Raw genomic sequence first — 24,288 nt, forward strand, 5'->3', positions numbered from 1 at the left:
TCTTTTCCAAGTATGCTATACTGTGAATAAATATTTACCAACAGGAAGGTGAACTTATGAATTTAAAAAACTCAAGATTTGAATGGGTATGCAAAACCTCCGAATCTGCTCTTCAAAAATTTGTACGCATTTTTGCTCAATGGGGTTGCATTATTTTCGGCATTTTAACAATGGTTTTCATGTATTATATACCATTCCTTATTATCACAGTAATCTGCGCAATCGGATGGTTTGTATTATTCCGCAATCGTAAGACCGAATATGAATTTGACTATTTTTCAGAAGATTTAACTATTTTTAAAATTTCTAATGCAATTCGTCGTAAGAAAAAATTTGCCTGCCATTTAGACAACATTGATTACATTGTCAAGGGCATTAACAATCAAAATCCAACTAAAAAGTTTTATTTTGATCCTGAAAACGTGTACAGTATGCAGGTATCTAATTCCGAAGGGAAACAAACACTTTTAATTGAAGCCGACGAACGTTTTCTTCAGATTTTAGACCAAGAACATAAGTTAAGAAAATAAGTTTCTACTACAAAAGCCCTATGACCTTTTCACTGACAGTCATAGGGCTTTTCTTATAATATTTTCCTGTAAATGAACTATATAATTTTTGCAATGGATAAATCCAAATGCTCTGTCAAGTCCAAAATAGAACCGTCATCTAACTGAAGCATCGGCTGTGTCAGATGCTTTGGATTAATCATAACAATCGTTCCACTCTGTCCATTGCTCAACAACACACGATTATGCTGATAGGAGCTTGCAATGCGACGTAAAAAGGTAAGAATATACTGTGGATGATACTTCTGCAATCCTTCTTTTTCAAATGCATCGATTACATCAAACGGACACAACGGTGCACGATAAGAACGTGCCGCTGTCATAGCATCATACACATCCGCAATGGCAATAATCTGTGCAAACGGATCAATTTCATCATCCTTAAGTCCCTGTGGGTAACCGCTTCCGTCACAACGTTCATGATGTTGCAACGCTGCGCGCTTCACATGTACGTCCAATGGCAAATCCTTTAATATCTTATATCCCAAAAGGGTATGCTGCTTTACTCTCGCATATTCTTCCTCGGTATACTTTCCCGGTTTATTTAATAATTCCGGTGGCAATGCTGTCTTTCCGATATCATGAAGTATTCCACATAACGTAACCAGCTTCAAATCTTCTTCTGAGAAATGAAGCCATTCTGCTAAGGTTCTGGCTATCAATGCAACATTCACCGAATGAGCATAAATGCTGTCATCTATTTGACGCATATTATGTAACATATCCAATAATCCTAATGTAGTAGATGCTTTGGATAATAATTCTGAAGTTTCTGACAATAACTTTTCTGTATCCACTTCTCCGTCCGGCTTACGAATGTCATTGAAAGAATCTTTTACCGACCCAAGATGCTTGGTATAATCAATCTGAAAATCCATAAACTCCGGTCTACGCTTCACTTGCTGTGAATAAGAAGTTTTGGGAACAAAGCTCTGTTCTTCCTCTTCTTCTGTCTCTTTTTCAATCTCTTCTACCTCTGCTGACGAGATTCCATAAAAAAATAATCTGGATATCAGTGCCGATGTCAACACTGTTCCTGCCTCAATGATAAGTTGTCCATGATTACTATACACCGATTTTGTTGTCTTCATTCCAGGGCGCAACTCTTCAACAGCATATTCTTTCATTCTTCAATTCCCCCTATACGATGTCTAAGCCCGTATAATATCTGCTTAATATAACTTTTAGTATAAAAATAAATGGACTATTTGTCAATAGTTTACACGACTTTCACCACCTACTTGACTTTATATAAAAAACGTAGTATGTTATTATTATAAAAGATTTGAAAATTCCATATTGTGTGAATTTCTCTTATTCAGAGTGGTGGAGGTACATAGGACCTGTGAAGCCACGGCAACCCCATATTGGAAGGTGCCAACCTGAGCGAATCATCGAACAATAAGAGGATTTGATTATCTTTTTTGCAATATCGAGTCCGCTTATAAAAGCGGATTTTTTTTATCTTACAAACCAAGTTTATTTTACAAAATTAGGAGGAATAAAATGGAAAAAAGATTATTTACATCTGAATCCGTAACAGAAGGACATCCAGACAAAGTTTGTGACGCTGTATCTGATGCCATTTTGGATGCTTTAATGGAACAGGACCCAATGAGCCGTGTTGCTTGTGAGACAGCAGCTTGTACCGGATTTGTATTGGTAACAGGAGAAATTACAACAAGTGCTTACGTTGATATTCCAAAAATTGTGCGTGACACCGTAAAGGAAATCGGTTATGACCGTTCCGAATACGGATTTGACGGAAATACTTGTGCTGTATTTACTGCCATTGATGAGCAGTCTTCTGATATTGCCATGGGTGTAGACAAAGCACTTGAAGCAAGAGAAAATAAAATGTCTGATGCGGAATTAGAGGCAATCGGTGCAGGTGACCAGGGTATGATGTTTGGTTATGCTACCAACGAAACTCCTGAGCTTATGCCTTATCCAATCTCTTTAGCCCATAAACTTGCTTTACAGCTTACAAAAGTTCGTAAAGACGGTACTTTGAAATATTTAAGACCGGACGGAAAAACTCAGGTTTCCGTAGAATATGATGAAAATGATAAGCCGGTTCGCTTAGAGGCTGTTGTATTATCCACCCAGCACGACCCGGACGTGACTCAGGAACAGATTCACACTGATATCAAAAAATATGTATTTGACCCAATTCTTCCGGCAGATATGGTAGATGAGGATACCAAGTTCTTTATCAACCCAACCGGACGTTTTGTAATCGGTGGACCTCACGGAGACGCAGGTCTTACCGGACGTAAGATTATTGTAGATACCTACGGTGGATATGCACGTCACGGCGGTGGAGCTTTCTCCGGAAAAGACTGTACAAAGGTTGACCGTTCCGCTGCTTATGCTGCTCGTTATGTAGCTAAAAACATCGTTGCTGCCGGATTAGCTGATAAATGCGAAATTCAGTTATCCTACGCTATTGGTGTTGCACAGCCTACTTCCATTATGATTGATACCTTTGGAACCGGAAAACTTTCTGATGAAAAATTGGTAGATATTATCCGCGAAAACTTTGATTTACGTCCGGCAGGAATCATCAAAATGTTAGACCTGAGAAGACCAATTTACAAGCAAACTGCTGCTTACGGTCACTTTGGACGTAACGACTTAAATCTTCCATGGGAAGCAACTGATAAAACAGATGTATTGAAAAAATATCTGTAAAAGTATCAAAAAATGAATTTCACTTTTGAAGTTCTATACACCAAAAGAGGCAAATGCATAAGCACTTGCCTCTTTTATATTATAGCCATATAACGTTATACAGCTATATTCTTCTCTTCTGTTTATTTTCTCTTAACCTACTTTAAACTGAAACTTCTGAATCTCTTTTTCGGAAGTTGCAAGTTCAATCTGTGCACCTAAGCTTGCTAACTTTTGTTCAAAAGCTTCATATCCTCTCTGAATATAGTGGATATCGTCCACAACGGTAATACCTTCTGCGGAAAGTCCGGCAATTACAAGTGCTGCACCTGCTCTTAAATCCGGTGCGCTCACTCTTGCTCCGGTATAACCTTCTACGCCATTGATAATGGCAATATTACTCTCTACTTTGATATCCGCTCCCATACGGGTCAATTCATCCACATATTTAAAACGATTTTCAAAAATGCTCTCTGTTACCGTACTGGTTCCCTGAGCAATTCCCAATACTACCGACATCTGTGGCTGCATATCTGTTGGAAATCCCGGATACGGAAGTGTTGTAACCTGTGTATGACGTAATGGCTTAGACGCTACTACTCGTACTGCATCATCAAACTCTTCTACTTCACATCCTACTTCCAATAACTTGGCTGTTGTTGCCTCTAAATGCTTTGGAATAACATTCTTTACGGTAACATCACCCTTTGTTGCTGCTGCTGCAAACATAAAGGTTCCTGCTTCTATCTGATCCGGAATAATGGAGTATTCTGTTTTATGAAGCTTCTCTACACCTGCAATACGGATGACATCTGTTCCCGCACCACGGATATTTGCTCCCATACTATTCAAAAAGTTTGCCACATCAACTACATGCGGCTCTTTTGCTGCGTTTTCGATGGTAGTCTTTCCTTCTGCCAGGGAGGCTGCCATCATGATATTAATCGTAGCTCCTACAGACACCTTATCCAAATAGATATGGCTTCCTACCAACTTTTCTGCCTCTGCTGCAACTGCACCGTTACGAATCTCCACATTCGCTCCTAATGCACGGAAACCCTTGATATGAAGATCCATTGGACGGCTTCCGATATTACATCCACCCGGCAAAGTTACCTCTGCACGTTTATATTTTCCAAGTAAAGAACCTAATAAGTAATAAGATGCACGAATCTTCTTCATTGATTCATAATCTACCGGCACATCCTTTACAAATGCACCATTAATCTTAACGGTATGTGCATCAATTCTATCAATCTTCGCTCCGATATCTCCCATTGCCTGAAGCAAAGCATTTATATCCCGTACATCGGGTAAATTATCTATTGTTACGGTCTCATCCGTCATAATTGCGGCTGCAAGAATTGCCAGTGCAGCATTCTTCGCTCCACCGATTTCTACTTCTCCAACTAACGGATTGCCTCCTTTAATAACATATTGTTCCATATTGCACCTCTATGCTTCATTTTTCGTACAAAAAGTTATTATAGTAATACGGCTTTCCTCTGTCAAGGACTTGCCAAAAAAATCTTTATGTATTATTATAACATACTTTATTAATTTGTAAATGTCTGCTTTCCTGCACTTTGGAGATTCTATCTATCTCTATTGTATGCTTTGCCTTTATTTGGGTGTATGTCCCGCTTTGCATTGGAAAGCATTTCCAGAATGAAGTTTTCTCCCTCTTAAGTAAGTATTGACTTTTTTTGCAAAATCATTCTGCCTTTTTTAATTCTTCCATGATTCTTTGAATGGTTGCTTCCACATCCAGTCCGGTTTCATCTACGGTGATATCTGCATATTTTTCATACAAAACCACACGTTCTTCATATAAATCGTGTAAGGTCTGTCCGTCTCTTAGTACTACACCGCGACCTTGTATATTGTGGAGACGCTTATCTAACTCCTCATACGGAAGTTTTAAGTATACCACAGTGCCGATTTCCTTTAAATGCTCCATGGCTTCCTTTCCATATACTACGCTTCCACCAGTGGCAATGACAGACTGTTCTACATTGATGTTTGCATTGACACGATTCTCTATGGCGATAAACCCATCTGTTCCCTCATCGCTGATAATCTCATGTAACAGACGTTTTTCTTCCTCCTGTATGATAAGATCTGCGTCCAGAAACTGATATCCTAATACTTTCGCTAGTACTACTCCGGCTGTACTTTTCCCTACACCGGGCATCCCTATTAATACAATATTTTTCATAATTGCTCCTGATAACTTTCTTCCTATCTTAATGCTTACGCTTTATCGCATTACATTCTTTGAAAGTATACCACATTTTCTGCTCTGTGCCTACTATTTTTTCAGCAAAAATTTATGGCTGAACACCTTACGGTATCCAGCCATTTTTCTTATACCTTTTTTCTATGCTTCGGTCTTTGCTTCCCGAATATTTTTTCTTACTTTTAACACCATGGAAGGAGAAACTGACAATTCATCCACACCCATTTTTACAAAGGTCTCTGTCAACTCCAAATCAGCTCCTAATTCTCCACAAATACCTGCCCAGATACCTGCTGCATGGGCATTTTTTACTACTATCTCAATCATCCGCAAAATTGCCTTATGATGTGGCTGATAGAAATGTCCAAGCTTTGCATTCTGACGGTCAATGGCAAGGGTATATTGTGTTAAATCGTTGGTTCCGATACTAAAGAAGTCTACTTCCTTTGCCAGATCATCGCTTACCATGGCTGCCGCCGGTGTTTCAATCATTATTCCAAGCTCTACTTCCTTAAATGGAATTTCCTGTTTTTTCAACTCTTCCTTTACTCCTTCTACAATGCCCTTGATTTCCCTTACTTCTTCTACGGAAGTAATCATCGGAAACATAATGGCAATCTCTCCGTAAGCAGAAGCACGATACAAAGCTCGCAACTGCGTTTTGAAAATTTCCGGCTGTGTAAGGCAAATACGAATTGCACGATATCCCATAGCCGGATTTTCTTCCTGCTCCAGTCCAAAATAGTCTACCGTTTTATCTGCTCCAATATCCAGAGTACGGATAATAACCTTTTTCCCTTCCATTTTCTCTGCTACCGTTTTATATGCCTGAAACTGTTCTTCTTCTGTTGGAAAATCACTGCTTTCTAAGTACAGGAATTCACTTCGGAATAATCCGATTCCTCTTGCATCATTTTGCAATACGCTCTCTACATCCTTTGGATTTCCTATATTGGCGTAGAGTTTTATCTTTCTTCCATCTGCTGTCACATCTTCTTTGCCTTTTAACTGCTGCAAAAGTTGTTTTTCTTCCTGGCACTTTGCCAGCTTTTCTTCCATAAACTTGAGTGTCTCTGCATCCGGGTCTACATAGACGGTTCCTGTGAAACCGTCTACGATTACTTTTTTCCTGTTATACTCTGGCTTCATTTCAATATCGGTCTGAATCAATGCCGGAATATCCATAGTTCTTGCTAAAATTGCTGTATGGGAATTTGCGGAGCCTTCTCTTGTGACAATGGCCAACAGCTTATCCTTTTCAAACTGCACCGTTTCACTTGGTGCTAAGTCCTGTGCTACAACAACAACCGGTTCTTGAAACATATCCATTGCCTGTTGTGTTCCGGATAATATCTCTATCAGGCGTTGGGAGATATCCCGAATATCCGCCGCACGTCCTCTCATGTAGTCATCATCCATCGCTTCAAACATTGCTGCAAATCGATCACGCACCTGTGACACCGCATATTCTGCATTTACATGTTCTTCGGTAATCATATTGCAGATAGAATCTACATAATCTCCGTCATCCATCATCATCTGATGCACTTCAAAAATCATGGCTTCTGCTTCGCCCACATCTTTCAATGCTTTGTCATACAATTTTTTTAACTGAGAGATTCCTGTTTCCTTTGCTTTCTCAAATCTTTGTACTTCCTGCGCGGCATCCTCTATCTGCCGACGTTCAACTTTATTTTCTTTTTTCTGAAAAATACACAAGCTTCCAATTGCGATTCCACCAAATACGCTGGTTCCATTGAATTTCAACATTAGAGAACTCCTTTCTTATCCCTCACTACAGATTTTCTTTGAAGAATGCCTCTAAATCCTGTGCTGCCTGTTCTTCTCCTTCACCTTCTACTTTTATGGTGACAGTTTCGCCATTCTTAGCCCCCAGACTCATAACACCCATAATTCTTTTGGCATCTACTTCTCTTCCTGCTTTTTCAATTGTTACTTTTCCTGCAAATTTTGCAACTTCTTTTACTAATAATCCTGCTGGTCTAGCGTGGATTCCTTCTGGATCTGTGATTGTGTAATTAAATGTTTTCATATTCTTCTACTCCTTTACGTCTTTTTTTAAGATACCTAATAATACTGCACTAATAATTGTTCCTACTACTAATGATACTACATACATCATAGTATTTCCAACTACCGGGAATACGAAAATTCCACCGTGTGGTGCCATCAATGTACAATTAAATGCCATGGATATTGCTCCTGCAACTCCGGAACCTACAATCAAAGCCGGTAATACATGCAATGGATCGGAAGCTGCAAATGGAATGGCTCCTTCGGAAATAAAGGACAGTCCCATAATAAAGTTTGTCGGACCTGATTTTCTTTCTTCTGCGGTAAATTTCTTTTTAAATAACAAGGTTGCTAATGCAATGGCACATGGTGGAACCATACCGCCAATCATAACTGCTGCCATGATATTGTAATTTCCTGCCGCAATAGATGCTGTTCCAAATACATAGGCTGCCTTATTGATCGGTCCACCTAAGTCTGCTGCCATCATTGCTCCTAAAATCAATCCCAATACAATGGAGCTTGCACCGTTCATACTGGAAAGTCCATTGTTCAACAGGGTATTTAATGCTCCAATTGGAGGTTCTACCACATACGTCATAACTACTCCAATGATGAATACACCAAACAAAGGATACAGCAATACGGTTTTGATACCATCTAAGCTTTCCGGTAGTTTTTCAAACAGTTTCTTCATACCAATGATGAGATATCCTGCTAAAAATCCTGCTACCAATGCGCCAAGGAAACCACTCTTTCCATTTGCTGCAATTGCACCACCTACAAATCCCACTACCAGGCCCGGACGGTCTGCAATACTCATTGCAATAAATCCTGCCAGAATCGGAAGCATAAATCCGAATGCGGTTCCACCAATGCTCTTAAACATAGCTGCAATCGGTGTAATGGTACCAAAGTTTGCTCTTTCATCCGGAGCAAGTGCTGCCAAGTCTACGCTCATACCATCAATCAAAAATGCAATGGCAATCAAAATACCGCCGCCTACTACGAATGGAAGCATATGTGAAACTCCATTCATCAAGTGCTTGTAAATCTTATGTCCAGTACTTTCTTTTCCGGAAGTACTTTCCTGTTTTACTGCTTTGCTTCCGGAATGGTACACTTCTACTTCTCCGCTTTGCGCCTGACGAAGTAATTCTTCTGCCTTATTGATTCCATCTGAAACCTGACGAATAATTACTTTCTTTCCATCAAAACGTTCCATTGGCACGTTGGTATCTGCACATATGATGATACAATCGGCTGCTGCTATTTCTTCCTCTGTCAGCACATTTTTGGCTCCGCCGGAACCTCTGGTTTCCACCTTAATACTATGCCCCAATTCCTTTGCTTTTTTCTCCAAAGACTCTGCTGCCATATAAGTATGAGCAATTCCGGTAGGGCATGCTGTAACTGCAAGAATTTTGCATCCCACTACATTTTGTTTTGCATCCTCTTCTGCCAGTTTTTCCCGTTCTGCCTCGTCTACATATTTCAAAAAATCTTCTTTTGTTTTTGCACTGCGAAGCTTAGCGGTAAAATCCTCGTCCATCAATAATACAGATAAACGGCTGAGCACATCCAGATGTACATTGTCTTTGGTATTCGGTGCTGCAATTAAGAAAATCAAATCTACCGGCTCACCATCCAGTGAATCGTAATCCACACCGTCAGGAAGTACCATTGCTGCCAGTCCCGGTGCTTTCACTGCATCACATTTTCCATGAGGAATCGCAATCCCTTCTCCTGTTCCTGTGGTTCCCTCTTCTTCTCTTTTCATTACCTGTGCTTTGTAAGCTTCCTTGTCGGTAAGCTTTCCGGTAGCTGCCATAAGGTCTACCATTTTTTCAATAGCTTCTGCCTTTGTTTGAGCCTTTCCATTCAGCTCAATTCCTTCGCTCATGAGTAAATCCGTAATCTTCATGGCTGTTCCCTCCTTAACATTTTATAGTTTTTTTAATATCTCTTCTACTTCTGGTTTCGTTGCCAACCGTTCGGAAAATGCGCTTGCACTTCCGGTTGCTATTCCCATACGAAATGCTTCTCCATAATTTCCTGTGGTGAGATATCCTGTTAAAAATCCCGCTACCATGGAATCTCCTGCTCCCACAGAATTTACTACCTTACCCTTTGGTGCCGGGCTCTGTCTTACTTCTCCATCTTCGGATACCAGTATCGCTCCATCTCCCGCCATAGAAATCAAAACATTTTTCGCCCCCATTTGCTGTAACTTCTTGGCGTGTACAATAATTGTATCGTTACTGTCCATTGGTGTGTGAAAAATTTCCTCTAATTCATGATTGTTTGGTTTAATCAAAAACGGATGATATTTTAATACATTTACCAGTAAATCTCCTGTGGCATCTACTGCTACCTTCATATTCTTTGCAGCCACCCGCTCCATAATCAGTTCATAACTGGAATCCGGCATACTTCCCGGAATACTTCCAGCCAGTACCAGCACATCTTCGGAAGTCATAGCATCTAGTTTCTCATATAATTGTTCCAGTGCTTCTTTGGAAATCTTTGGTCCCTGACCGTTAATCTCACTTTCTTCATTGGAACGAAGCTTGATGTTGATTCTGGACATTCCGTCTTCCACCCGGATAAAATCTGTATAGCATCCCCAACGCTGTAACGCCTGTTCAATCTCGGTTCCGGTAAATCCTGCGGTAAACCCAAGGGCGGTACTTTCCATTCCGAGATTCTTTAGTACCAGGGAAACATTGATTCCTTTTCCACCGGGGTATACCAGTTCTTTGGTGGTTCGATTTACTCTTCCCAGTGTGAAATCATCTACACTTACGATATAATCAAGACATGGATTAAATGTAACGGTGTATATCATATGCTATCTCCTTTCTTTTCCTTTTTTGTTAATCTCAATAATGTTTTTTGCTCCTTTAAAGGCACTACCTCTTACTTCTGTTGTTAATATGGTAGCATCTTCAAATGCTGCAAAAGTGATTGGTGATATTTGATTAAACTTTTCTGCATCACACAGAATATAAGGTCTTCTGCATTGCATGATTGCTTTTCTTTTTACCATGGCTTCGGTAATATCCGGTGTGGAAAATCCGGATTGACGGCTCACCCCATTCGTTCCGATAAAACCTATGGTAAAATTATATCTTTCCAAATCTGCAATCGTTTCATTCCCTACAATGGCTTCTGTTGCAAGTTTAAATCTGCCGCCCAGGATATGAGCTTCACATCCTGCTTCTACCAACTTCTTGGCATGACTGATTGCATTGGTAACATAAACTGCGTTACGTTCTGTAATAAAGTCAATGACTCTTTCTGTGGTAGTTCCTGCATCCAAATACACTAAATCATTGGGCTGTATAAGAGATGCTGCATATTTGGCAATTTCTATTTTTTCTTCTTTATTTAGGTTTTTTCGAGATTCCACATCTTCATCCTTATCATAATAAGAATTGATGGCAGTAGCTCCTCCATGTACCTTGTTTACTCTTCCTTCTTCTGACAACAATGTTAAGTCACGTCTTATGGTTGATTCTGAAGCACCTAACAATTCCGTCAGTTCCTGGACCGAAACACTTCCATTTTGTTCTACCAGTTTTAGTATTTGTTCTAATCTTTTCTCTAACAGCATCCTTACACCTCTTACTGATTTTGATTGTTTTTGACTGCTTTTGATTGTATCTAAATAATATCATCATTTCCCGTCATTTTCAATCAAAATACTTCACAAAAAAAGCACACATATTTTGTGCGCTTTTACTTAACTCTATTCTCCTGGGTAATTAATTTCCGAAATTGTTTCGGTGTGATATGCTTATATTTTTGAAACATCTTAATAAAATAGCTGGTAGTTGCAAATCCCACCTCTGCCCCAATTTCCGTGATTGAAAGTGTAGTGGACACCAGCATCTGCTCTGCTGCTGCAATCCGAATATGATTGAGATATTCCCGAAAGTTCATTTTCATAATCCGATGAAAACTTCTGGAAAAATAACTGTAACTCATATGACAAAGTTTTGACATTTCTTCTGCTTTTATATCTTCTACATACCGCTCCGATACATATTGTAGGACTGATTGCAGTTGATTGCGCAGATTCCGGTCTCCTGCATTTTCCTCATAAACCTCTTTTTCATTGGCATTCCAATAACGAAGTATCCACAAGAATATTCTTCCGATATGATTTTTTATTGCCAGCTCATACCCGTATTTCTTGTCTGATTCCTCTTGTATAATTTCAAAAAACAGATGAGGGATTTCTGTTTCTACAAGTGCTTTTGCCGGTATTACTTTTTGATTGGAGCTGTTTTCCGTTACAAAGGGCAACATGTATTTCATTTCAAAATGATTGGATGAAATACTGTTATAAATTAATTCCGGTAAAAAACGAACTACCACATATTTTCCGCCTGTTTTGGAACGTGCATCTATCTGATGTACTTCTCGTGAATTAATCAATACCATGTCACCACTGCCAAATTTATGATACTGCCCTCCTAACAATACCTGAAACTCTCCGGAAACTCCATAAAGCAATTCTATATAATAATGATAATGTGCCGGAAATACATTTCCCACTTCTTCACACTCCTGCATATGGCATAAGTACTCACATCGTACCCCATCGATATATGCCTGCTTTTCCTCTAAATAATTCATGTTTTCTCCTTATGACAAATTTTTCGTATTTTTGTATAAAAAAATTATATCATCTTTGACTTGATTCGGCTATACTTTGGTTAAAAGTAAGAAATAAAACGCAAGAAACAACAGCTATTAAGGAGGTTTTTACCATGAATCATACAACATTTGCACAGCTTTGCCGTACTGCTGCTGCTGAAGGAGCCGTACTTTTAAAAAACGAAAACCATGTACTTCCATTCCTTACCGACGATACGGTTTCCGTCTTTGGCCGTTGCCAGTTAGAATATTATAAAAGCGGAACAGGCTCCGGTGGTGCCGTTCACGTTCCTTACCGCACCAACATCTTAGATGGTTTGCGTGAAAATCACATTTCCGTCAATGAATCTTTAGTAGAAACTTATGAAGCCTGGCTGAAAAATCATCCTTTTGATGACGGTGGCGGAGGTTGGGCTGCCGAGCCTTGGAATCAGCAGGAAATGCCTATTTCCCATGATCTCGCTGCAAATGCAGCTTCTGTTTCTTCTAAAGCATTGGTGATTATCGGAAGAACTGCCGGAGAAGACCATGACAATGCAGATGTAGAGGGCAGTTATCGCCTTACCCAAGAAGAATTACAAATGTTACAGACAGTTACCGCACATTTTTCCAAGGTTGCCGTACTATTAAATGTTGCAAATATCATTGATATGAATTGGATTAACGATTCTTCCTACAAACATCCCATTTCTTCTATTATGTATATTTGGCATGGTGGAATGGAAGGGGGACTTGCCGTGGGAGATGTCCTTTCCGGTGCGGTAACTCCTTGTGGAAAATTAAGTGATACCATTGCTTACACGCTTGCCGACTATCCGTCTTCTGCTAATTTTGGCGATAAAAAGGTAAACTTTTATCAGGAAGATATTTATGTTGGATATCGTTACTTTGAAACCTTTGCACCGGACAAGGTAATGTATGAATTCGGTTATGGTCTTTCCTACACAGACTTTTCCACAGAAATTCTTTCTGCCAGCCTTTCCGGTTCTGCCCCGGACGGTTCGGTTGAGCTTACTGTAAAAGTAACAAATACCGGAGACTGCGACGGAAAAGAAGTTGTTCAGGCATATTACAGCGCACCCCAGGGACTCCTTGGAAAGGCGGTAAAAGTGCTTGGCGGATTTGCTAAGACTAACATTTTGAAGCCTGGCGAATCTCAAACCCTTACCATAAGTTTTCCACTGAAACAAATGGCTTCTTATGATGACAGTGGCATTACAGGGCACAAATCCTGCTATGTTTTAGAAGCCGGTACCTATGAGTTTTATGTTGGAAATAGTATTCGCAATGTAACAAAAGCTCCAACTGCTCTCACACTTTTCTCCCTTGTGGTAGTGGAAGAATTAGAAGAAGCATTGGCACCTACACAGGAATTTACCCGTTTAAAACCAGGTACCGCCAATGGAAATGGTGTATTTTCTACCGAATATGAACCGGTTCCTTTGCAGAGCATTTCGTTAAAAGAACGAATTGAACATGCTTTACCTAAGACACTTCCTCAAACAGGAAACCGGAATCTTACTTTAAAAGACGTTGCTTCCGGTAAAACATCTATGGAAACCTTTGTTGCACAGTTTACCAAGAAAGAATTGGCTGCCCTGGTTCGCGGGGAAGGTATGAGCAGCCCAAAGGTAACACCGGGCACCGCTTCTGCATTTGGCGGAGTTACAGATGAACTTTTCGCCCTTGGACTTCCAATTGCCTGCTGTGCAGACGGTCCTTCCGGAATCCGTATGGAAAGCGGACAAATGGCTACCCAAATGCCTATCGGTACACTACTTGCTTGTACCTTTAATGTGCCATTAGTGGAAGAACTTTACCAATTAGAAGGAAAGGAACTGGTGGAAAATCGAGTAGATTCTCTTCTTGGACCGGGTATTAACATCCACCGTAATCCTTTGAATGGCAGAAACTTTGAATACTTTTCAGAAGACCCTTACTTAACGGGAGTTATGGCATGTGCTGTGACTAAGGGAATTGAAGCCGGTGGTTCTACCGGTACAGTAAAACATTTCTGTGGAAATAATCAGGAAACTGCTCGTTCTGTTGTAGATTCCGTGGTATCTGAACGTGCACTTCGTGAAATTTATTTAAAAGGATTTGAAATGACGGTAAAAGAAGGGCATGCTTCTTCCATCATGACCTCCTATAATCCGGTAAACGGACACTGGGCAGCCTCTAACTATGACTTAAATACTACGATTTTGAGAAATGAATGGGGATATGATGGAATTGTTATGACCGACTGGTGGTCAACCATGAATGATACGGTTTCAGGCGGAAAAGCTACTCTTAAAAACACTGCCGCCATGGTTCGTGCACAAAACGATTTATATATGGTTGTTCCAAATAATGGTGCTGCAACCAACGGAAATGAGGACAATACCCTAGAGGCTTTGGAAAATGGCACTTTAACCATTGGCGAACTCCAACGCTGTGCTATGAATATCTGTCGCTTTTTAATTCATACCCCTGCTTTTGCCCGCGTGGATTCTAATGAAGGACAGTATATGCACTTTGATGCCTTAGCACCTTCCCATGAATTTGCTCCTGTTCCATTGGAAAACGGCTGTGTAACCTTGCACTGCACCAAAGATGCCCCTTGTAACTTCCAGCTTTTAGAAGCCGGCACCTACTCCGTACAGGCACACTTTGTTGCTCATGGTTCTGATATGGCACAGAGCACTACCAATATCCTTTTAAATGACTCTTTACTTGCCACTTTACAGACAAATGGCACGAAAGACCTCTGGGTTACCCAGGAACTCTCCCGCGCCACTTTTGGAAAGGGTTGCTATCAATTATCACTACAAATTATGAAAGCCGGAATTGAAATTGACCAATTTATTTTAAAACAGATTTAGTCAATGCCCTTTAACTCCTGATATAGACGTTTGGCATAACTGTCTGTCATGCCACAAATATGATCCGTTACTAACAACAGTCGCAGGTACAGCTTTTCATCCTCTGCTGCTCCTGCGGCAAAGTGACGGTAAATTGCAATATAATTATCTGAAACCAACGACATCATTTTTTTCTGCACATCTGTTAATTTTCGTTCTGTGTCAAAATAGATGGCAGCATCAATAAACTTATCTAACAAAAAGTCAAATATGGACTGGGCTGCAATCTCTAACTTCAAAATAGGTTTTATCTGGAATGCATAGCGAAATGCAATATCCCCTAATGTTTCCATCATGTATGCTCCTTCTGTACTGGAAAACAAATCCTCACCGTTTGCTCCATAACTGCCATCCATAATCTCGTTATAATGCCAGATAAAGCAATCTGTTGCCGCTTTTATCATCCAGCCTTGTACATAAATCACCCAGTTTTGTACTGCATTGCTCTTAGCATTTTGCAATTCACGCTTCTTGGCTTTCCCATAATAATATTGCAGTTTATCTACCATTTTGTGGAAGCTTTCCTTCCATCTTCCCTCTGGAATCTTTTCCTGGGCAAGCTCCAATTCTTCTACTAATTGTTCATAAGTAATACAGCCTTTTTTCACCGCATCTTCAATATCTGCTGTTTTATAGGCAATATCATCTGCCGCCTCTAACACAAATGCCAGCGGATGACGATTTCCATTGGTTCCCAGACTTTCCTGCAAGTCCTTGAACAACTCTCGTTCCGCATAGTAATAGCCCATTTTTTTATTCTTAATGTGTGGTGTAGCTTTTATTTCCAGTGAAGATACCGGATATTTGATAATGGTTCCAAGTAATGCCTTGGTAAGATTCATTCCGTTTTCATCTACCAGATAGTGAAGCTTTGTCACCAATCGAAGTGCCTGAGTATTACCTTCAAAGTGATAAAAATCCTGCTGCATCTGTTCATTTAACACTTCACTAATCGGTTGTGCCTGTTTCATTCCAGGCAATTGCACCGTTTTTTTCGGAAGATTTATAAAAAACCATTCTCGAATGGCGGATTCTCCAAAATGTCCGAAGGGTGGATTTCCAATATCATGTAATAAGCCTGCACACTGTAAAATTTCACAGATATACCCCTGATATTCCGGTAAAAAGCCTGCATCCTTTTCTTCCTTTAAAATCCTCTGACTAATATTCTGCCCCAAAGACTTTCCAAAAGAAGAAACTTCTAACGAATGGGTAAGTCTGGTTCTGATAAAGTCACTTTTATCCAAGGGGAACACCTGTGTTTTATCCTGAAGTCGGCGAAAAGATGCACTTCCGATAATACGATGATAATCCTTTTCATATTCGGAACGCAAATCATTTGAACCGTTCTTTCTAAAGTTGCGAACTCGATCATCGCAAAGCAATTGTTTCCATTCCATCTTTATTCCTCCTTATGCATCCGCTCATGTTCTTCCTTGATTTCTTCAAAAAGCTTTCTTACATTCCAATGTTGATTGGTAGGAGTTAGCGATGCTTTATAAGGAATATTTCCTGCTCCCGACTTACGCAATGCCTTTAATACCTGATCTATTCTGGCACTGGAAAGTCCCGCCATTACCAACATTTCTCCTTCTAATTCTTCTCCGGTATATACTTCTTCCACTGCTGACAGTTCTTTATTTCCCGCTAAATAGCCTATGGAATTAAGGTAATCCTTCTTTTCTATTTCTTTTATTTTTATACGCAAAGGGAATAAGGCCCTTGTGACTTTATTCCGCTTCTCTTTCTCGGTAAAATTAAATAGCAATATGACTTCTCTCATAGATACTCCCTTCTTTAAATATAGTAAATGTCCAATCCTCCAAAAGATACCTCTCCACTAATCATAAGGATATTTTCATCACTTCTGGAACAAGTTCCATGTTCTTTAAAACCACCAAATGCACAATCCAGATTCGTAACAACTTTCCATGACTTTGGAATATAAAGTTTCATTTCACCGAAAGATGTCTCTAAGTTTACTACACCTTTTCCGCCTGCTAAAATGGCATTGTCAAAATACACCATTAAACTTCCAAAACTGCACTCTAATTCTGCCCTTTTAAAACTGGTACTATTAATATATTTGGTAGCTGAATTAAAACTTACTTCGCATCGTACCCATTCATCACTTTCTTCATCGATGATTTCCTGATAACTTTCGTTGTTCCACTCAAAGTTTTTTTCATATTTCCAGTTCTTTTTTTTTGATTTGAAAATCATATTAAGTCCGATTGTTCCCAACAATGCCACTCCTAAAATGGGCCATGGGGTAAGTGCTTCAATCCCAAGCTGCTTGTCATAAAGGATTCCTAAAAATGCCAAACAAAACAAAATTCCACCAAAACTTCTATGTGCTACACTGTCAATCAAACCTGCTGCTACTGCAATGGTAAATATTACGGTAAAAATTCCGATTCCCTGAAAATATCCCAGCTTACTTACAACAATAAACACTGCACAAAGAATCAATGCAATCCCCCAAAAAATATTTTTTCCTCTTTTCATAACTTTTTCCTCTTTTCTGCCAGTCTTTCCACCAGCGGTTTATAATAATTTCTGGATACATAAATTTGTTTATGGCTGTGCACAAATTCCACCACACTGGAGGCTGTCAAATTACGGGTAATGGAATAAATAGGATCAAGATTGACAATGGCTGATTTAGAGATTCGCATAAAAGAACCGGGAAGTAATTCTTCTAATTCATACAGCTTATATTCTGTTTCTAGCATTTTCTCTCTGGTATGAGCAAATACCGTTTTATTTTCTGTTTCAAAAAACAAAATATCTTGTAATGGCAGATAATACTCTGTATCACCATTTTTCAAAGAAATCTGTTGTTTTCCTCTGGTCTGCTCCAGAATAGCTGCCTGGATATTTATAATCTGTTCATCCATCCTGCTACAACGGATTACCACTTCATCTTCCTGTAATTCTTCTTCAATCTCAATTCTAACTTTCATCACTCGTTCCTCCCATGAAACCATTATAGCAAGCCTCCTATAGATGTAAATAGAAAATGACTAAGGGGTTTGTTTTTGAAACTAACAGGTAAGTTTTTCTTCCCCAAAGTGCTCACTCTTTGAAATCTTTCGCATAGTATACCAAGACGATACCTTTGGGAGGCCTCTTATGGCAATATCACAGATTACGCTTCTTGGCGGGGATCTTCGCCACGCTTACACCGCTGAATATCTAAACTCCTGTGGCTATGTGGTCACCTGCTTTGGGACACCGGATTTTCCTTATCAGAGCAATATACAGCTTGCGGCTTCTCTGGAACAGGCACTACATACAGATGCGCTTTTTATGCCTACTCCTTTTTCTAAGGACAACACACATCTGTTTCAGAAAAGTTCATCTGTTCCACCGATTCCTATATCCCAATTGTCCGGCATGCTTTCTCACCCCATGGTGATTTTTCACAATGGTATGCCAAATATTTTTCAGGAACAATTTGAAAATGCAGATTGCAAACTCTACGCCCTTTCGGATTCTTCCCGATTTGCCACCGAAAATGCAAGATTGACAGCAGAAGGGTTACTATCCGAAGTCATCCGCTACACTCCCTTTTCTCTGGAAAATACCCGTATTCTGTTACTGGGCTATGGGTATTGCGGTGCTGCTATCGGTACATTATTTTCCACCTTTGAATCCGGCATCTATGTATTAGAGCGGGAAATTTCCAAACAACTTCAGGCAGAAGAACATGGCCTTCTCGCCCTTTCGGAAAAAGAAAAAAAGACTATTTTACCCCGGTGTAACTTAGTCATCAATACCATTCCACAACAGATATTAACCAACGAAGATTTAGCGTTACTTCCGGGAGATTGTCATATTTTTGACATTGCCTCTGCGCCTTTTGGTTTTTCAAATGATGTTAGTTCCCAGTTCGCTATCCCCTATTTTCGCCTGCCGGGACTTCCGGGAAAGTTCCACCCCAAAACCGCAGGTATCATTGCCGGCAAAGCCATAGAAAGGATGATAAATCATGGTTTATAATTTTAAAGGAAAATCCATTGGAATCGGATTTACCGGTTCTTTTTGTACTTACGAAAAAATATTTCACGCTTTAGAGGATTTAAAACGAACCGGTGCCAACCTGCTCCCTGTTTTTTCTGAACATGCGGCTACACTAAATTCCCGTTTCGGCACCAGCGAAGAGTTTTTAGTACACGCTAAGGAGTTAACCGGAAATACTCCTATCACTACCATTCCACAGGCAGAACCCATTGGTCCAAAAGGTCTTATGGATATTATGGTTATCGCCCCTTGTACCGGAAACACCCTTTCCAAACTGGCAAACGGCATTTCCGATACACCAGTCCTAATGGCTGCCAAGTCACACCTTCGCAATAACCGCCCGCTGGTTATTTCCCTTTCTACCAATGATGCACTGGGAATGAACTTGAAAAATATTGGTATTTTACTGAACACCAAGAACATTTACTTTGTTCCTTTTGGCCAGGACAATTACAAGGCAAAACCCAACTCTATGACTGCTTTTACGGAACTTCTACCGGAAACGATTGCATTTGCCTTTAATTATCAGCAAATTCAACCGGTTATCCGAAGTCCCCATACGTCTTAACTTCTACTCTACCAACTGCAAATCATACAGTTTTTTATACATGCCGTCCTTTGCTAGCAATTCCTGATGAGAACCCGACTCCATAACCTCGCCTTTATGCATTACCAATATTTTATCTGCATGCTGGATGGTGGAAAGTCGATGAGCCACCATAATGGTGGTTCTTCCTTCCATCAGGGTTTCTAATGCCTGGGTAATCAAGCTTTCTGTTTCCGTATCAATATTGGCGGTTGCCTCATCCAACACTAAAATTGCCGGTTGATATGCCAGTGTTCTGGCAAAGGAAAGTAACTGTCTTTGTCCGGCAGACAAAGTACTTCCTCGCTCTGTTACCGGCTCGTCATACTTTTGTGGCAATTTTTCAATAAAAGAGTCTGCATGTACCGTTCTGGCAGCCTGTATTACATCTTCTTTGGAAATTGCCGGGTTATGCAGAGAAATATTACTCTTAATATCTCCCGTAAAAATAAACACATCCTGCTGCACCTGTCCAATAGCACGACGCAACACATCCGTATCTATTTCCTGAATATTCACACCATCAATGAGAATTTCCCCTTTCTGAATGTCAAAATACCGTCCAATCAGATTCAAAATGGAAGATTTTCCCGCTCCGGTTGCTCCCACAAATGCCACTTTCTCTCCCGGCTCAATGACAAAGCTGACATCTTTTAAAATATAGTCCTCTTTTTCATAAGCAAACCACACATGGCGAAACTCAATTTTTCCCTGAATATTTACTTCTCTTGGCTGTACCGGAGTTACAATCTGAGGCTTCTCTTCTAAAATAGAGAAGATTTTTTCCCCGGAAGCTAAGGAAGACTGCAATGTTCCAAACTGTTCTGCCAATTCCTGAATTGGTTCAAAAAAAGAACTGATATAACTGATAAATACAAACAAGGTTCCAAGTGACAGTGTACCGGAAAGCACAAAGTAACTTCCTGAACCGATTACAATTACTGTTGCAATCACAGACAAAAAGTAAATAGATGGTCGAAAGACTGCAAATGTCATCACTTCCCGCCAGTTTGCCTGATACAGCTCCATGCTCTTTTGTTCAAATTCCTGATATTTTTCCTTCTCTTTGGCAAATATCTGTATCAACTTCATACCGGAAATATGCTCTGACAAAAATGTATTCAGTTCTGTAATTTTATTTCTGGTAATGCGATATGCCACTCTGGACATATGGCGGAAAAAGAAGGTTAAGCCCGTCACTAATGGTAACATAACAAAGGAAAACAGTGCCATTTTCACGTTGATTGAAAGCATGACTACTGCAAATCCAATGATTTTCACTGTGTTTTTAAAGAGCTTTACCAAAATGGTGGAAAACAAGTCATTTACCGCCTCTGTATCGTTTGACACACGAGTAACTAATTTTCCTACCGGAGTGGTATTGAAAAAGTTTAATGACAAGCTGTGGATATGCTCAAACACTTCTTCTCGCATTTTAAAAATAATATCCTGTCCCATTTTTTGAAGCATCCATGTATCCGCCACATTGAGCACAAATCCCAACAATAATACAAGCAAGTACAAGGCTGCTGCCTTTAAAATTCCGGAAAAATCGTATTTTCTCAGTTCCCTTAACTGGGACTTATCAAGCTCCTGTGCTCCTGCTTCTAATTGCTCTTTGATTTCCTTAGCGTTACCGTTTTTCAACTTCTCACATTGTTTTTCTGTTAAATGCTCTGCCATATAATAGTGATTCTGATAGAGCATGATTTGGTAGTACTCTTTAGGGCTACCGGAAATATTTCTTGTAAGCCAAATTTCTCCATAAGATACCGCCCCTGCCGCTTCCTGCGTAGTTTCTACATAAGGCTGATAGTAGCCGTTAATATAATCATCAATAGCATCACCAATAATGATAGGGCGATACAGCTCAATTCCAATAATAAATAACACCAGTACTGTAGCTATTGTCATGGTCCACTTATGAGGCTTTAAGTATTTTAATAGTCGTTTCATACATTGCCTCCTTCAAATGCTGCTTCTAACTGCTGCTTTTCAAACATATCACGATAAATTCCATGAAGCTCCATCAATTCCCGATGCGTTCCACATTCCTTGGCTTCTCCTTCATCTAATACCAGAATCTTGTCCGCATTTTGAATGGTAGAAATACGATGCGCAATGAGAATGGTTGTCTTTCCCTTTCGATTCTCTTTGAGATTTTTCAAAATATGTTCTTCGGTATCCGTATCTACTGCCGACAATGCATCGTCTAAAATTAAAATCGGAGCATCTTTCATCAAGGCTCTTGCAATAGAACTTCGCTGCTTTTGTCCGCCTGACAAGGTAACACCACGCTCTCCCACGATTGTCTCATATCCATCCGGAAAAGAAACAATATTCTCGTGTATACATGCTGCCTGTGTCGCCCGTGTAATCTGTTCCATATCCTCCTCTTCTACTCCAAAAGCAATGTTAGACTTTAAGGTATTGGAAAACAAAAAATTATCCTGTGGCACATAGGCAATATTTTCTCGCAAGGTTTTTAATGGAATGGTATTAATATCTCTGCCATCAATCAGTATCATCCCCGGCTTTGTATTATAAAGATGTAACAGCAAATTCACTAATGTAGTTTTTCCATTTCCGGTTCTTCCGATGATTGCAAGAGTGGTTCCTGCTTCCACCTTAAGGCAAATATCCTTTAACGTTGGTTCACTGTGTCCGCGATGAATAAATGTCAAATGGTCAAAGGTAATATCGCCACGAATCCTTTCCACCGGCTCTACTTCTTCTCGGTCAAATATCTCTGGTTTTTCTTCAAATACTTCCTGTATACGCTTTAATGACGCACCGCCCTGTGAAAACATGGTAATCGCATCTCCACAGGCAAGCATTGGCCATACCAGCATACCGATATACTGATTAAAGGCGACAAAACGTCCCAGGGTAATTTCTCCTATCAACGCCAGATAACCGCCATACAACAACGTGATCAAACTGCTGACTCCTATAATCACATCCAATAGTGGCATCACCACCGCCTGAAGTTTTACTACTTCTAAGTTCTTTTCTTTTGCCCGATAATTGGAACGACGAAACGCTGCACATTCTGCTTTTTCCCGTACAAATGCTTTAATTACTCTTACACCGGAAAAACTTTCCTGCACGAAATCTGTCAGGTCTGACACTGCCTCCTGACGTTCTAAAAAACGTTTTTTCATTATTTTCCCATAATAAAGTTCACCTGCCGAAATAAAGAGCATAGGAATAATCGCAAGCAAAGTAAGTTTTACACTAACATAAAACATCATCTGACAGACTACCATAACTGCCATTACAGAAGCATCAAAGGCTGATATCACAGCAGGGCCAATTGCCATACGAACTGCATTCAAGTCACTGGTAAAACGTGTCATCAAGTCTCCTGTTTTATGTTCGTTGTAGTATTCCACGCTCATTTTTTCCAAATGTTCAAACATTCCATTTCGTACTTCTCGCTCGATATTTCGAGAAGCTCCGAACAAAAAGTATCTCCACAAAAATCTTCCGATGGCAATGACTGCGCCTACCAGAAGAATCTCAACAATATACCGGGCTACCCCTTGCATATCCAAGGTATGCGCCGTTAGTCCATCTGTCACCATTCCTGTAATTTTCGGAATAAACAGATTGGCAAAATCCACCACAAACAACGTGATAATTCCCGCAATATATTGCTTTTTATGCTGTTTGATATATTGAAAAATAAATGAAAAAGAACTCATTTTCTAATCCTATTCTCCTTGTTTTACTTCCTTTGCAAGAGATACTATATCTGATATTTCTTCCTCTGAAATTTTGGTATACTCTGCAAGTTGACGAATGGAAGGCTCCATTCCAAGTTCCTTTGCAAGTGCTTCTTTTGCTTCATGTACTAAGCTTACTTTTGCAAGAATGGAGTTTTCCTGTTCCCCTTCTCCACTTTCTTCGTCTACATATCCTTCAATGGCTGTTCGAACCATTTGTTCCAATACCTTTTCCGGTTCTGCTTCCTTTTTGCCTGCTAAAGACTGTAATCCCATAAGCAATCCGATATTTCCCTCTTGTACCATATCGTCCAACAGTACATCCTCTACTTCGTATGCTGATGCAATCTCTACTACTTTTTTCAGCCACTGATGGGAAAGCTCTGCAATAACGCTCTCTTCTCCTGCTGCCAAACGGTCATATAAGCTCTGTTCCTGCTCTTTCGTAAGATTAGGAATATCTCCAAGCTCATCTAAGTACATTTGAAAACGGGCAGACACCGGCTTGGGCTCTGCTGTATTTTCTTCCTTCTTTTCCTCTGTCTCAGTTGTCTCTGTTTCTGCTTCATTTTCCACCTCTGCCGGCTGTTCTTCCTGTGGATGTAACAGATATTGATATACCATATCTTCCTGTTCTTTGGTTAGTTCCATATCCTTGAAATAAGTTTGTATTTCTTCTTTCGTTAATGGGGTCAGAGAGGTTCTTGCCACCTCCTGTACCGAATGAAGTGTCTCCATAAATGCAATCTTGTCTAACATATTTTCCTCCTAAAGATTCTATCTATTCTATTTTTCTAAATTTCTATATAAAGTTTCAAAATTATTGTATTCCTCATTTTGTTAAAACATGTCCTAATTTTATCAT

At 39.8% G+C, this 24,288-nt stretch carries 21 protein-coding genes and 1 riboswitch; of the genes, 5 read left to right on the forward strand and 16 right to left on the reverse strand.

Features of this window, described 5'->3' with window-relative positions:
- Positions 1-56 precede the first annotated feature (56 nt).
- A complete protein-coding gene (locus tag KQI83_RS13995) occupies positions 57-530 on the forward strand; it encodes a hypothetical protein (RefSeq protein ID WP_216559361.1) in 474 nt (157 codons plus the stop codon).
- A 77-nt stretch (positions 531-607) separates the two neighbouring features.
- Here KQI83_RS13995 and KQI83_RS14000 read toward each other — a convergent pair whose 3' ends face one another.
- Positions 608-1,696, reverse strand: a complete 1,089-nt coding sequence (locus KQI83_RS14000; protein ID WP_216559363.1) for an HD-GYP domain-containing protein — start codon at positions 1,694-1,696, stop codon at positions 608-610.
- Positions 1,697-1,880: 184 nt separating this feature from the next.
- Positions 1,881-1,977, forward strand: a riboswitch (SAM riboswitch).
- A gap of 98 nt (positions 1,978-2,075) precedes the next feature.
- Here KQI83_RS14000 and metK point away from each other — a divergent pair.
- Entirely contained in the window at positions 2,076-3,263 is a 1,188-nt protein-coding gene (metK, locus tag KQI83_RS14005; RefSeq protein WP_216559365.1) for a methionine adenosyltransferase, read from the forward strand.
- A gap of 132 nt (positions 3,264-3,395) precedes the next feature.
- Here the strand turns inward: metK and KQI83_RS14010 are convergent, their stop codons facing one another.
- The 8 genes from KQI83_RS14010 to KQI83_RS14045 form a co-directional block, all read right to left on the reverse strand.
- Positions 3,396-4,688, reverse strand: coding sequence for a UDP-N-acetylglucosamine 1-carboxyvinyltransferase (locus KQI83_RS14010; RefSeq protein ID WP_216559367.1), 1,293 nt, complete (start codon positions 4,686-4,688; stop codon positions 3,396-3,398).
- Between the two features lie 268 nt (positions 4,689-4,956).
- The gene (locus KQI83_RS14015; protein WP_216559369.1) at positions 4,957-5,460 is read right to left on the reverse strand and encodes a shikimate kinase; all 504 of its coding nucleotides are present in this window, start codon (positions 5,458-5,460) and stop codon (positions 4,957-4,959) included.
- 162 nt (positions 5,461-5,622) lie between these two features.
- Complete coding sequence (ptsP, locus tag KQI83_RS14020; RefSeq protein ID WP_216559371.1) at positions 5,623-7,251, reverse strand: phosphoenolpyruvate--protein phosphotransferase; 1,629 nt, start codon at positions 7,249-7,251, stop codon at positions 5,623-5,625.
- 25 nt (positions 7,252-7,276) lie between these two features.
- On the reverse strand, positions 7,277-7,534 hold the full coding sequence (locus KQI83_RS14025; protein WP_216559373.1) for an HPr family phosphocarrier protein: 258 nt from the start codon (positions 7,532-7,534) through the stop codon (positions 7,277-7,279).
- 6 nt (positions 7,535-7,540) lie between these two features.
- Positions 7,541-9,439, reverse strand: a complete 1,899-nt coding sequence (locus KQI83_RS14030) for a PTS fructose transporter subunit IIABC (RefSeq protein ID WP_216559375.1) — start codon at positions 9,437-9,439, stop codon at positions 7,541-7,543.
- A gap of 21 nt (positions 9,440-9,460) precedes the next feature.
- Positions 9,461-10,363 (reverse strand): 1-phosphofructokinase, encoded by a 903-nt coding sequence (gene pfkB, locus KQI83_RS14035; protein ID WP_216559377.1) that lies wholly within the window; start codon positions 10,361-10,363, stop codon positions 9,461-9,463.
- Between the two features lie 3 nt (positions 10,364-10,366).
- Positions 10,367-11,131 carry a DeoR/GlpR family DNA-binding transcription regulator gene (locus KQI83_RS14040; RefSeq protein ID WP_216559379.1) on the reverse strand — a complete coding sequence of 255 codons (765 nt, stop codon included), beginning with the start codon at positions 11,129-11,131 and terminating at the stop codon, positions 10,367-10,369.
- Between the two features lie 125 nt (positions 11,132-11,256).
- On the reverse strand, positions 11,257-12,159 hold the full coding sequence (locus KQI83_RS14045) for a helix-turn-helix transcriptional regulator (protein ID WP_216559381.1): 903 nt from the start codon (positions 12,157-12,159) through the stop codon (positions 11,257-11,259).
- Between the two features lie 134 nt (positions 12,160-12,293).
- On the opposite strand from KQI83_RS14045, the gene KQI83_RS14050 reads away from it, so the two are divergent.
- Positions 12,294-15,044 (forward strand): glycoside hydrolase family 3 protein, encoded by a 2,751-nt coding sequence (locus KQI83_RS14050; protein ID WP_216559383.1) that lies wholly within the window; start codon positions 12,294-12,296, stop codon positions 15,042-15,044.
- Here KQI83_RS14050 and KQI83_RS14055 read toward each other — a convergent pair.
- From KQI83_RS14055 to KQI83_RS14070, 4 genes are read right to left on the reverse strand one after another with little or no spacing between them, the layout of a single operon-like run.
- Positions 15,041-16,483 carry a deoxyguanosinetriphosphate triphosphohydrolase gene (locus KQI83_RS14055; protein WP_216559385.1) on the reverse strand — a complete coding sequence of 481 codons (1,443 nt, stop codon included), beginning with the start codon at positions 16,481-16,483 and terminating at the stop codon, positions 15,041-15,043. The two genes, KQI83_RS14050 and KQI83_RS14055, sit on opposite strands and share 4 nt — an antisense overlap.
- Positions 16,484-16,485: 2 nt before the next feature.
- Positions 16,486-16,866 carry a DUF3783 domain-containing protein gene (locus KQI83_RS14060; protein WP_216559387.1) on the reverse strand — a complete coding sequence of 127 codons (381 nt, stop codon included), beginning with the start codon at positions 16,864-16,866 and terminating at the stop codon, positions 16,486-16,488.
- 14 nt (positions 16,867-16,880) lie between these two features.
- Positions 16,881-17,591, reverse strand: a complete 711-nt coding sequence (locus KQI83_RS14065; RefSeq protein ID WP_216559389.1) for a LiaF transmembrane domain-containing protein — start codon at positions 17,589-17,591, stop codon at positions 16,881-16,883.
- On the reverse strand, positions 17,588-18,049 hold the full coding sequence (locus KQI83_RS14070; RefSeq protein ID WP_216559391.1) for a LytR/AlgR family response regulator transcription factor: 462 nt from the start codon (positions 18,047-18,049) through the stop codon (positions 17,588-17,590). The genes KQI83_RS14065 and KQI83_RS14070 overlap by 4 nt, the downstream gene beginning before the upstream one ends.
- A gap of 169 nt (positions 18,050-18,218) precedes the next feature.
- On the opposite strand from KQI83_RS14070, the gene KQI83_RS14075 reads away from it, so the two are divergent.
- Both KQI83_RS14075 and KQI83_RS14080 read left to right on the forward strand, forming a co-directional pair.
- A complete protein-coding gene (locus tag KQI83_RS14075) occupies positions 18,219-19,088 on the forward strand; it encodes a dipicolinate synthase subunit DpsA (RefSeq protein ID WP_216559393.1) in 870 nt (289 codons plus the stop codon).
- Entirely contained in the window at positions 19,078-19,677 is a 600-nt protein-coding gene (locus KQI83_RS14080) for a dipicolinate synthase subunit B (protein WP_216559395.1), read from the forward strand. Before KQI83_RS14075 ends, KQI83_RS14080 begins: the two co-directional genes overlap by 11 nt.
- A gap of 3 nt (positions 19,678-19,680) precedes the next feature.
- Here the strand turns inward: KQI83_RS14080 and KQI83_RS14085 are convergent, their stop codons facing one another.
- The 3 genes from KQI83_RS14085 to KQI83_RS14095 are packed head-to-tail and all read right to left on the reverse strand — an operon-like array spanning position 19,681 to position 24,182.
- Positions 19,681-21,651 carry an ABC transporter ATP-binding protein gene (locus KQI83_RS14085; protein WP_216559398.1) on the reverse strand — a complete coding sequence of 657 codons (1,971 nt, stop codon included), beginning with the start codon at positions 21,649-21,651 and terminating at the stop codon, positions 19,681-19,683.
- Positions 21,648-23,402, reverse strand: a complete 1,755-nt coding sequence (locus KQI83_RS14090; RefSeq protein WP_216559400.1) for an ABC transporter ATP-binding protein — start codon at positions 23,400-23,402, stop codon at positions 21,648-21,650. Before KQI83_RS14090 ends, KQI83_RS14085 begins: the two co-directional genes overlap by 4 nt.
- Before the next feature lie 9 nt (positions 23,403-23,411).
- A complete protein-coding gene (locus KQI83_RS14095) occupies positions 23,412-24,182 on the reverse strand; it encodes a hypothetical protein (protein ID WP_216559402.1) in 771 nt (256 codons plus the stop codon).
- Between the last annotated feature and the right edge of the window lie 106 nt (positions 24,183-24,288).

The sequence above is a fragment of the Roseburia sp. MSJ-14 genome (assembly GCF_018918225.1).
In the GTDB taxonomy this organism is placed as follows: domain Bacteria; phylum Bacillota; class Clostridia; order Lachnospirales; family Lachnospiraceae; genus Petralouisia.

Excerpts from the sequence above, each read along its gene's own strand:
- KQI83_RS13995 (WP_216559361.1), top strand. The coding sequence starts at position 57 with ATGAATTTAAAAAACTCAAGATTTGAATGGGTATGCAAAACCTCCGAA.
- KQI83_RS14000 (WP_216559363.1), bottom strand. The coding sequence starts at position 1,696 with ATGAAAGAATATGCTGTTGAAGAGTTGCGCCCTGGAATGAAGACAACA.
- metK (WP_216559365.1), top strand. The coding sequence starts at position 2,076 with ATGGAAAAAAGATTATTTACATCTGAATCCGTAACAGAAGGACATCCA.
- KQI83_RS14010 (WP_216559367.1), bottom strand. The coding sequence starts at position 4,688 with ATGGAACAATATGTTATTAAAGGAGGCAATCCGTTAGTTGGAGAAGTA.
- KQI83_RS14015 (WP_216559369.1), bottom strand. The coding sequence starts at position 5,460 with ATGAAAAATATTGTATTAATAGGGATGCCCGGTGTAGGGAAAAGTACA.
- ptsP (WP_216559371.1), bottom strand. The coding sequence starts at position 7,251 with ATGTTGAAATTCAATGGAACCAGCGTATTTGGTGGAATCGCAATTGGA.
- KQI83_RS14025 (WP_216559373.1), bottom strand. The coding sequence starts at position 7,534 with ATGAAAACATTTAATTACACAATCACAGATCCAGAAGGAATCCACGCT.
- KQI83_RS14030 (WP_216559375.1), bottom strand. The coding sequence starts at position 9,439 with ATGAAGATTACGGATTTACTCATGAGCGAAGGAATTGAGCTGAATGGA.
- pfkB (WP_216559377.1), bottom strand. The coding sequence starts at position 10,363 with ATGATATACACCGTTACATTTAATCCATGTCTTGATTATATCGTAAGT.
- KQI83_RS14040 (WP_216559379.1), bottom strand. The coding sequence starts at position 11,131 with ATGCTGTTAGAGAAAAGATTAGAACAAATACTAAAACTGGTAGAACAA.
- KQI83_RS14045 (WP_216559381.1), bottom strand. The coding sequence starts at position 12,159 with ATGAATTATTTAGAGGAAAAGCAGGCATATATCGATGGGGTACGATGT.
- KQI83_RS14050 (WP_216559383.1), top strand. The coding sequence starts at position 12,294 with ATGAATCATACAACATTTGCACAGCTTTGCCGTACTGCTGCTGCTGAA.
- KQI83_RS14055 (WP_216559385.1), bottom strand. The coding sequence starts at position 16,483 with ATGGAATGGAAACAATTGCTTTGCGATGATCGAGTTCGCAACTTTAGA.
- KQI83_RS14060 (WP_216559387.1), bottom strand. The coding sequence starts at position 16,866 with ATGAGAGAAGTCATATTGCTATTTAATTTTACCGAGAAAGAGAAGCGG.
- KQI83_RS14065 (WP_216559389.1), bottom strand. The coding sequence starts at position 17,591 with ATGAAAAGAGGAAAAAATATTTTTTGGGGGATTGCATTGATTCTTTGT.
- KQI83_RS14070 (WP_216559391.1), bottom strand. The coding sequence starts at position 18,049 with ATGAAAGTTAGAATTGAGATTGAAGAAGAATTACAGGAAGATGAAGTG.
- KQI83_RS14075 (WP_216559393.1), top strand. The coding sequence starts at position 18,219 with ATGGCAATATCACAGATTACGCTTCTTGGCGGGGATCTTCGCCACGCT.
- KQI83_RS14080 (WP_216559395.1), top strand. The coding sequence starts at position 19,078 with ATGGTTTATAATTTTAAAGGAAAATCCATTGGAATCGGATTTACCGGT.
- KQI83_RS14085 (WP_216559398.1), bottom strand. The coding sequence starts at position 21,651 with ATGAAACGACTATTAAAATACTTAAAGCCTCATAAGTGGACCATGACA.
- KQI83_RS14090 (WP_216559400.1), bottom strand. The coding sequence starts at position 23,402 with ATGAGTTCTTTTTCATTTATTTTTCAATATATCAAACAGCATAAAAAG.
- KQI83_RS14095 (WP_216559402.1), bottom strand. The coding sequence starts at position 24,182 with ATGTTAGACAAGATTGCATTTATGGAGACACTTCATTCGGTACAGGAG.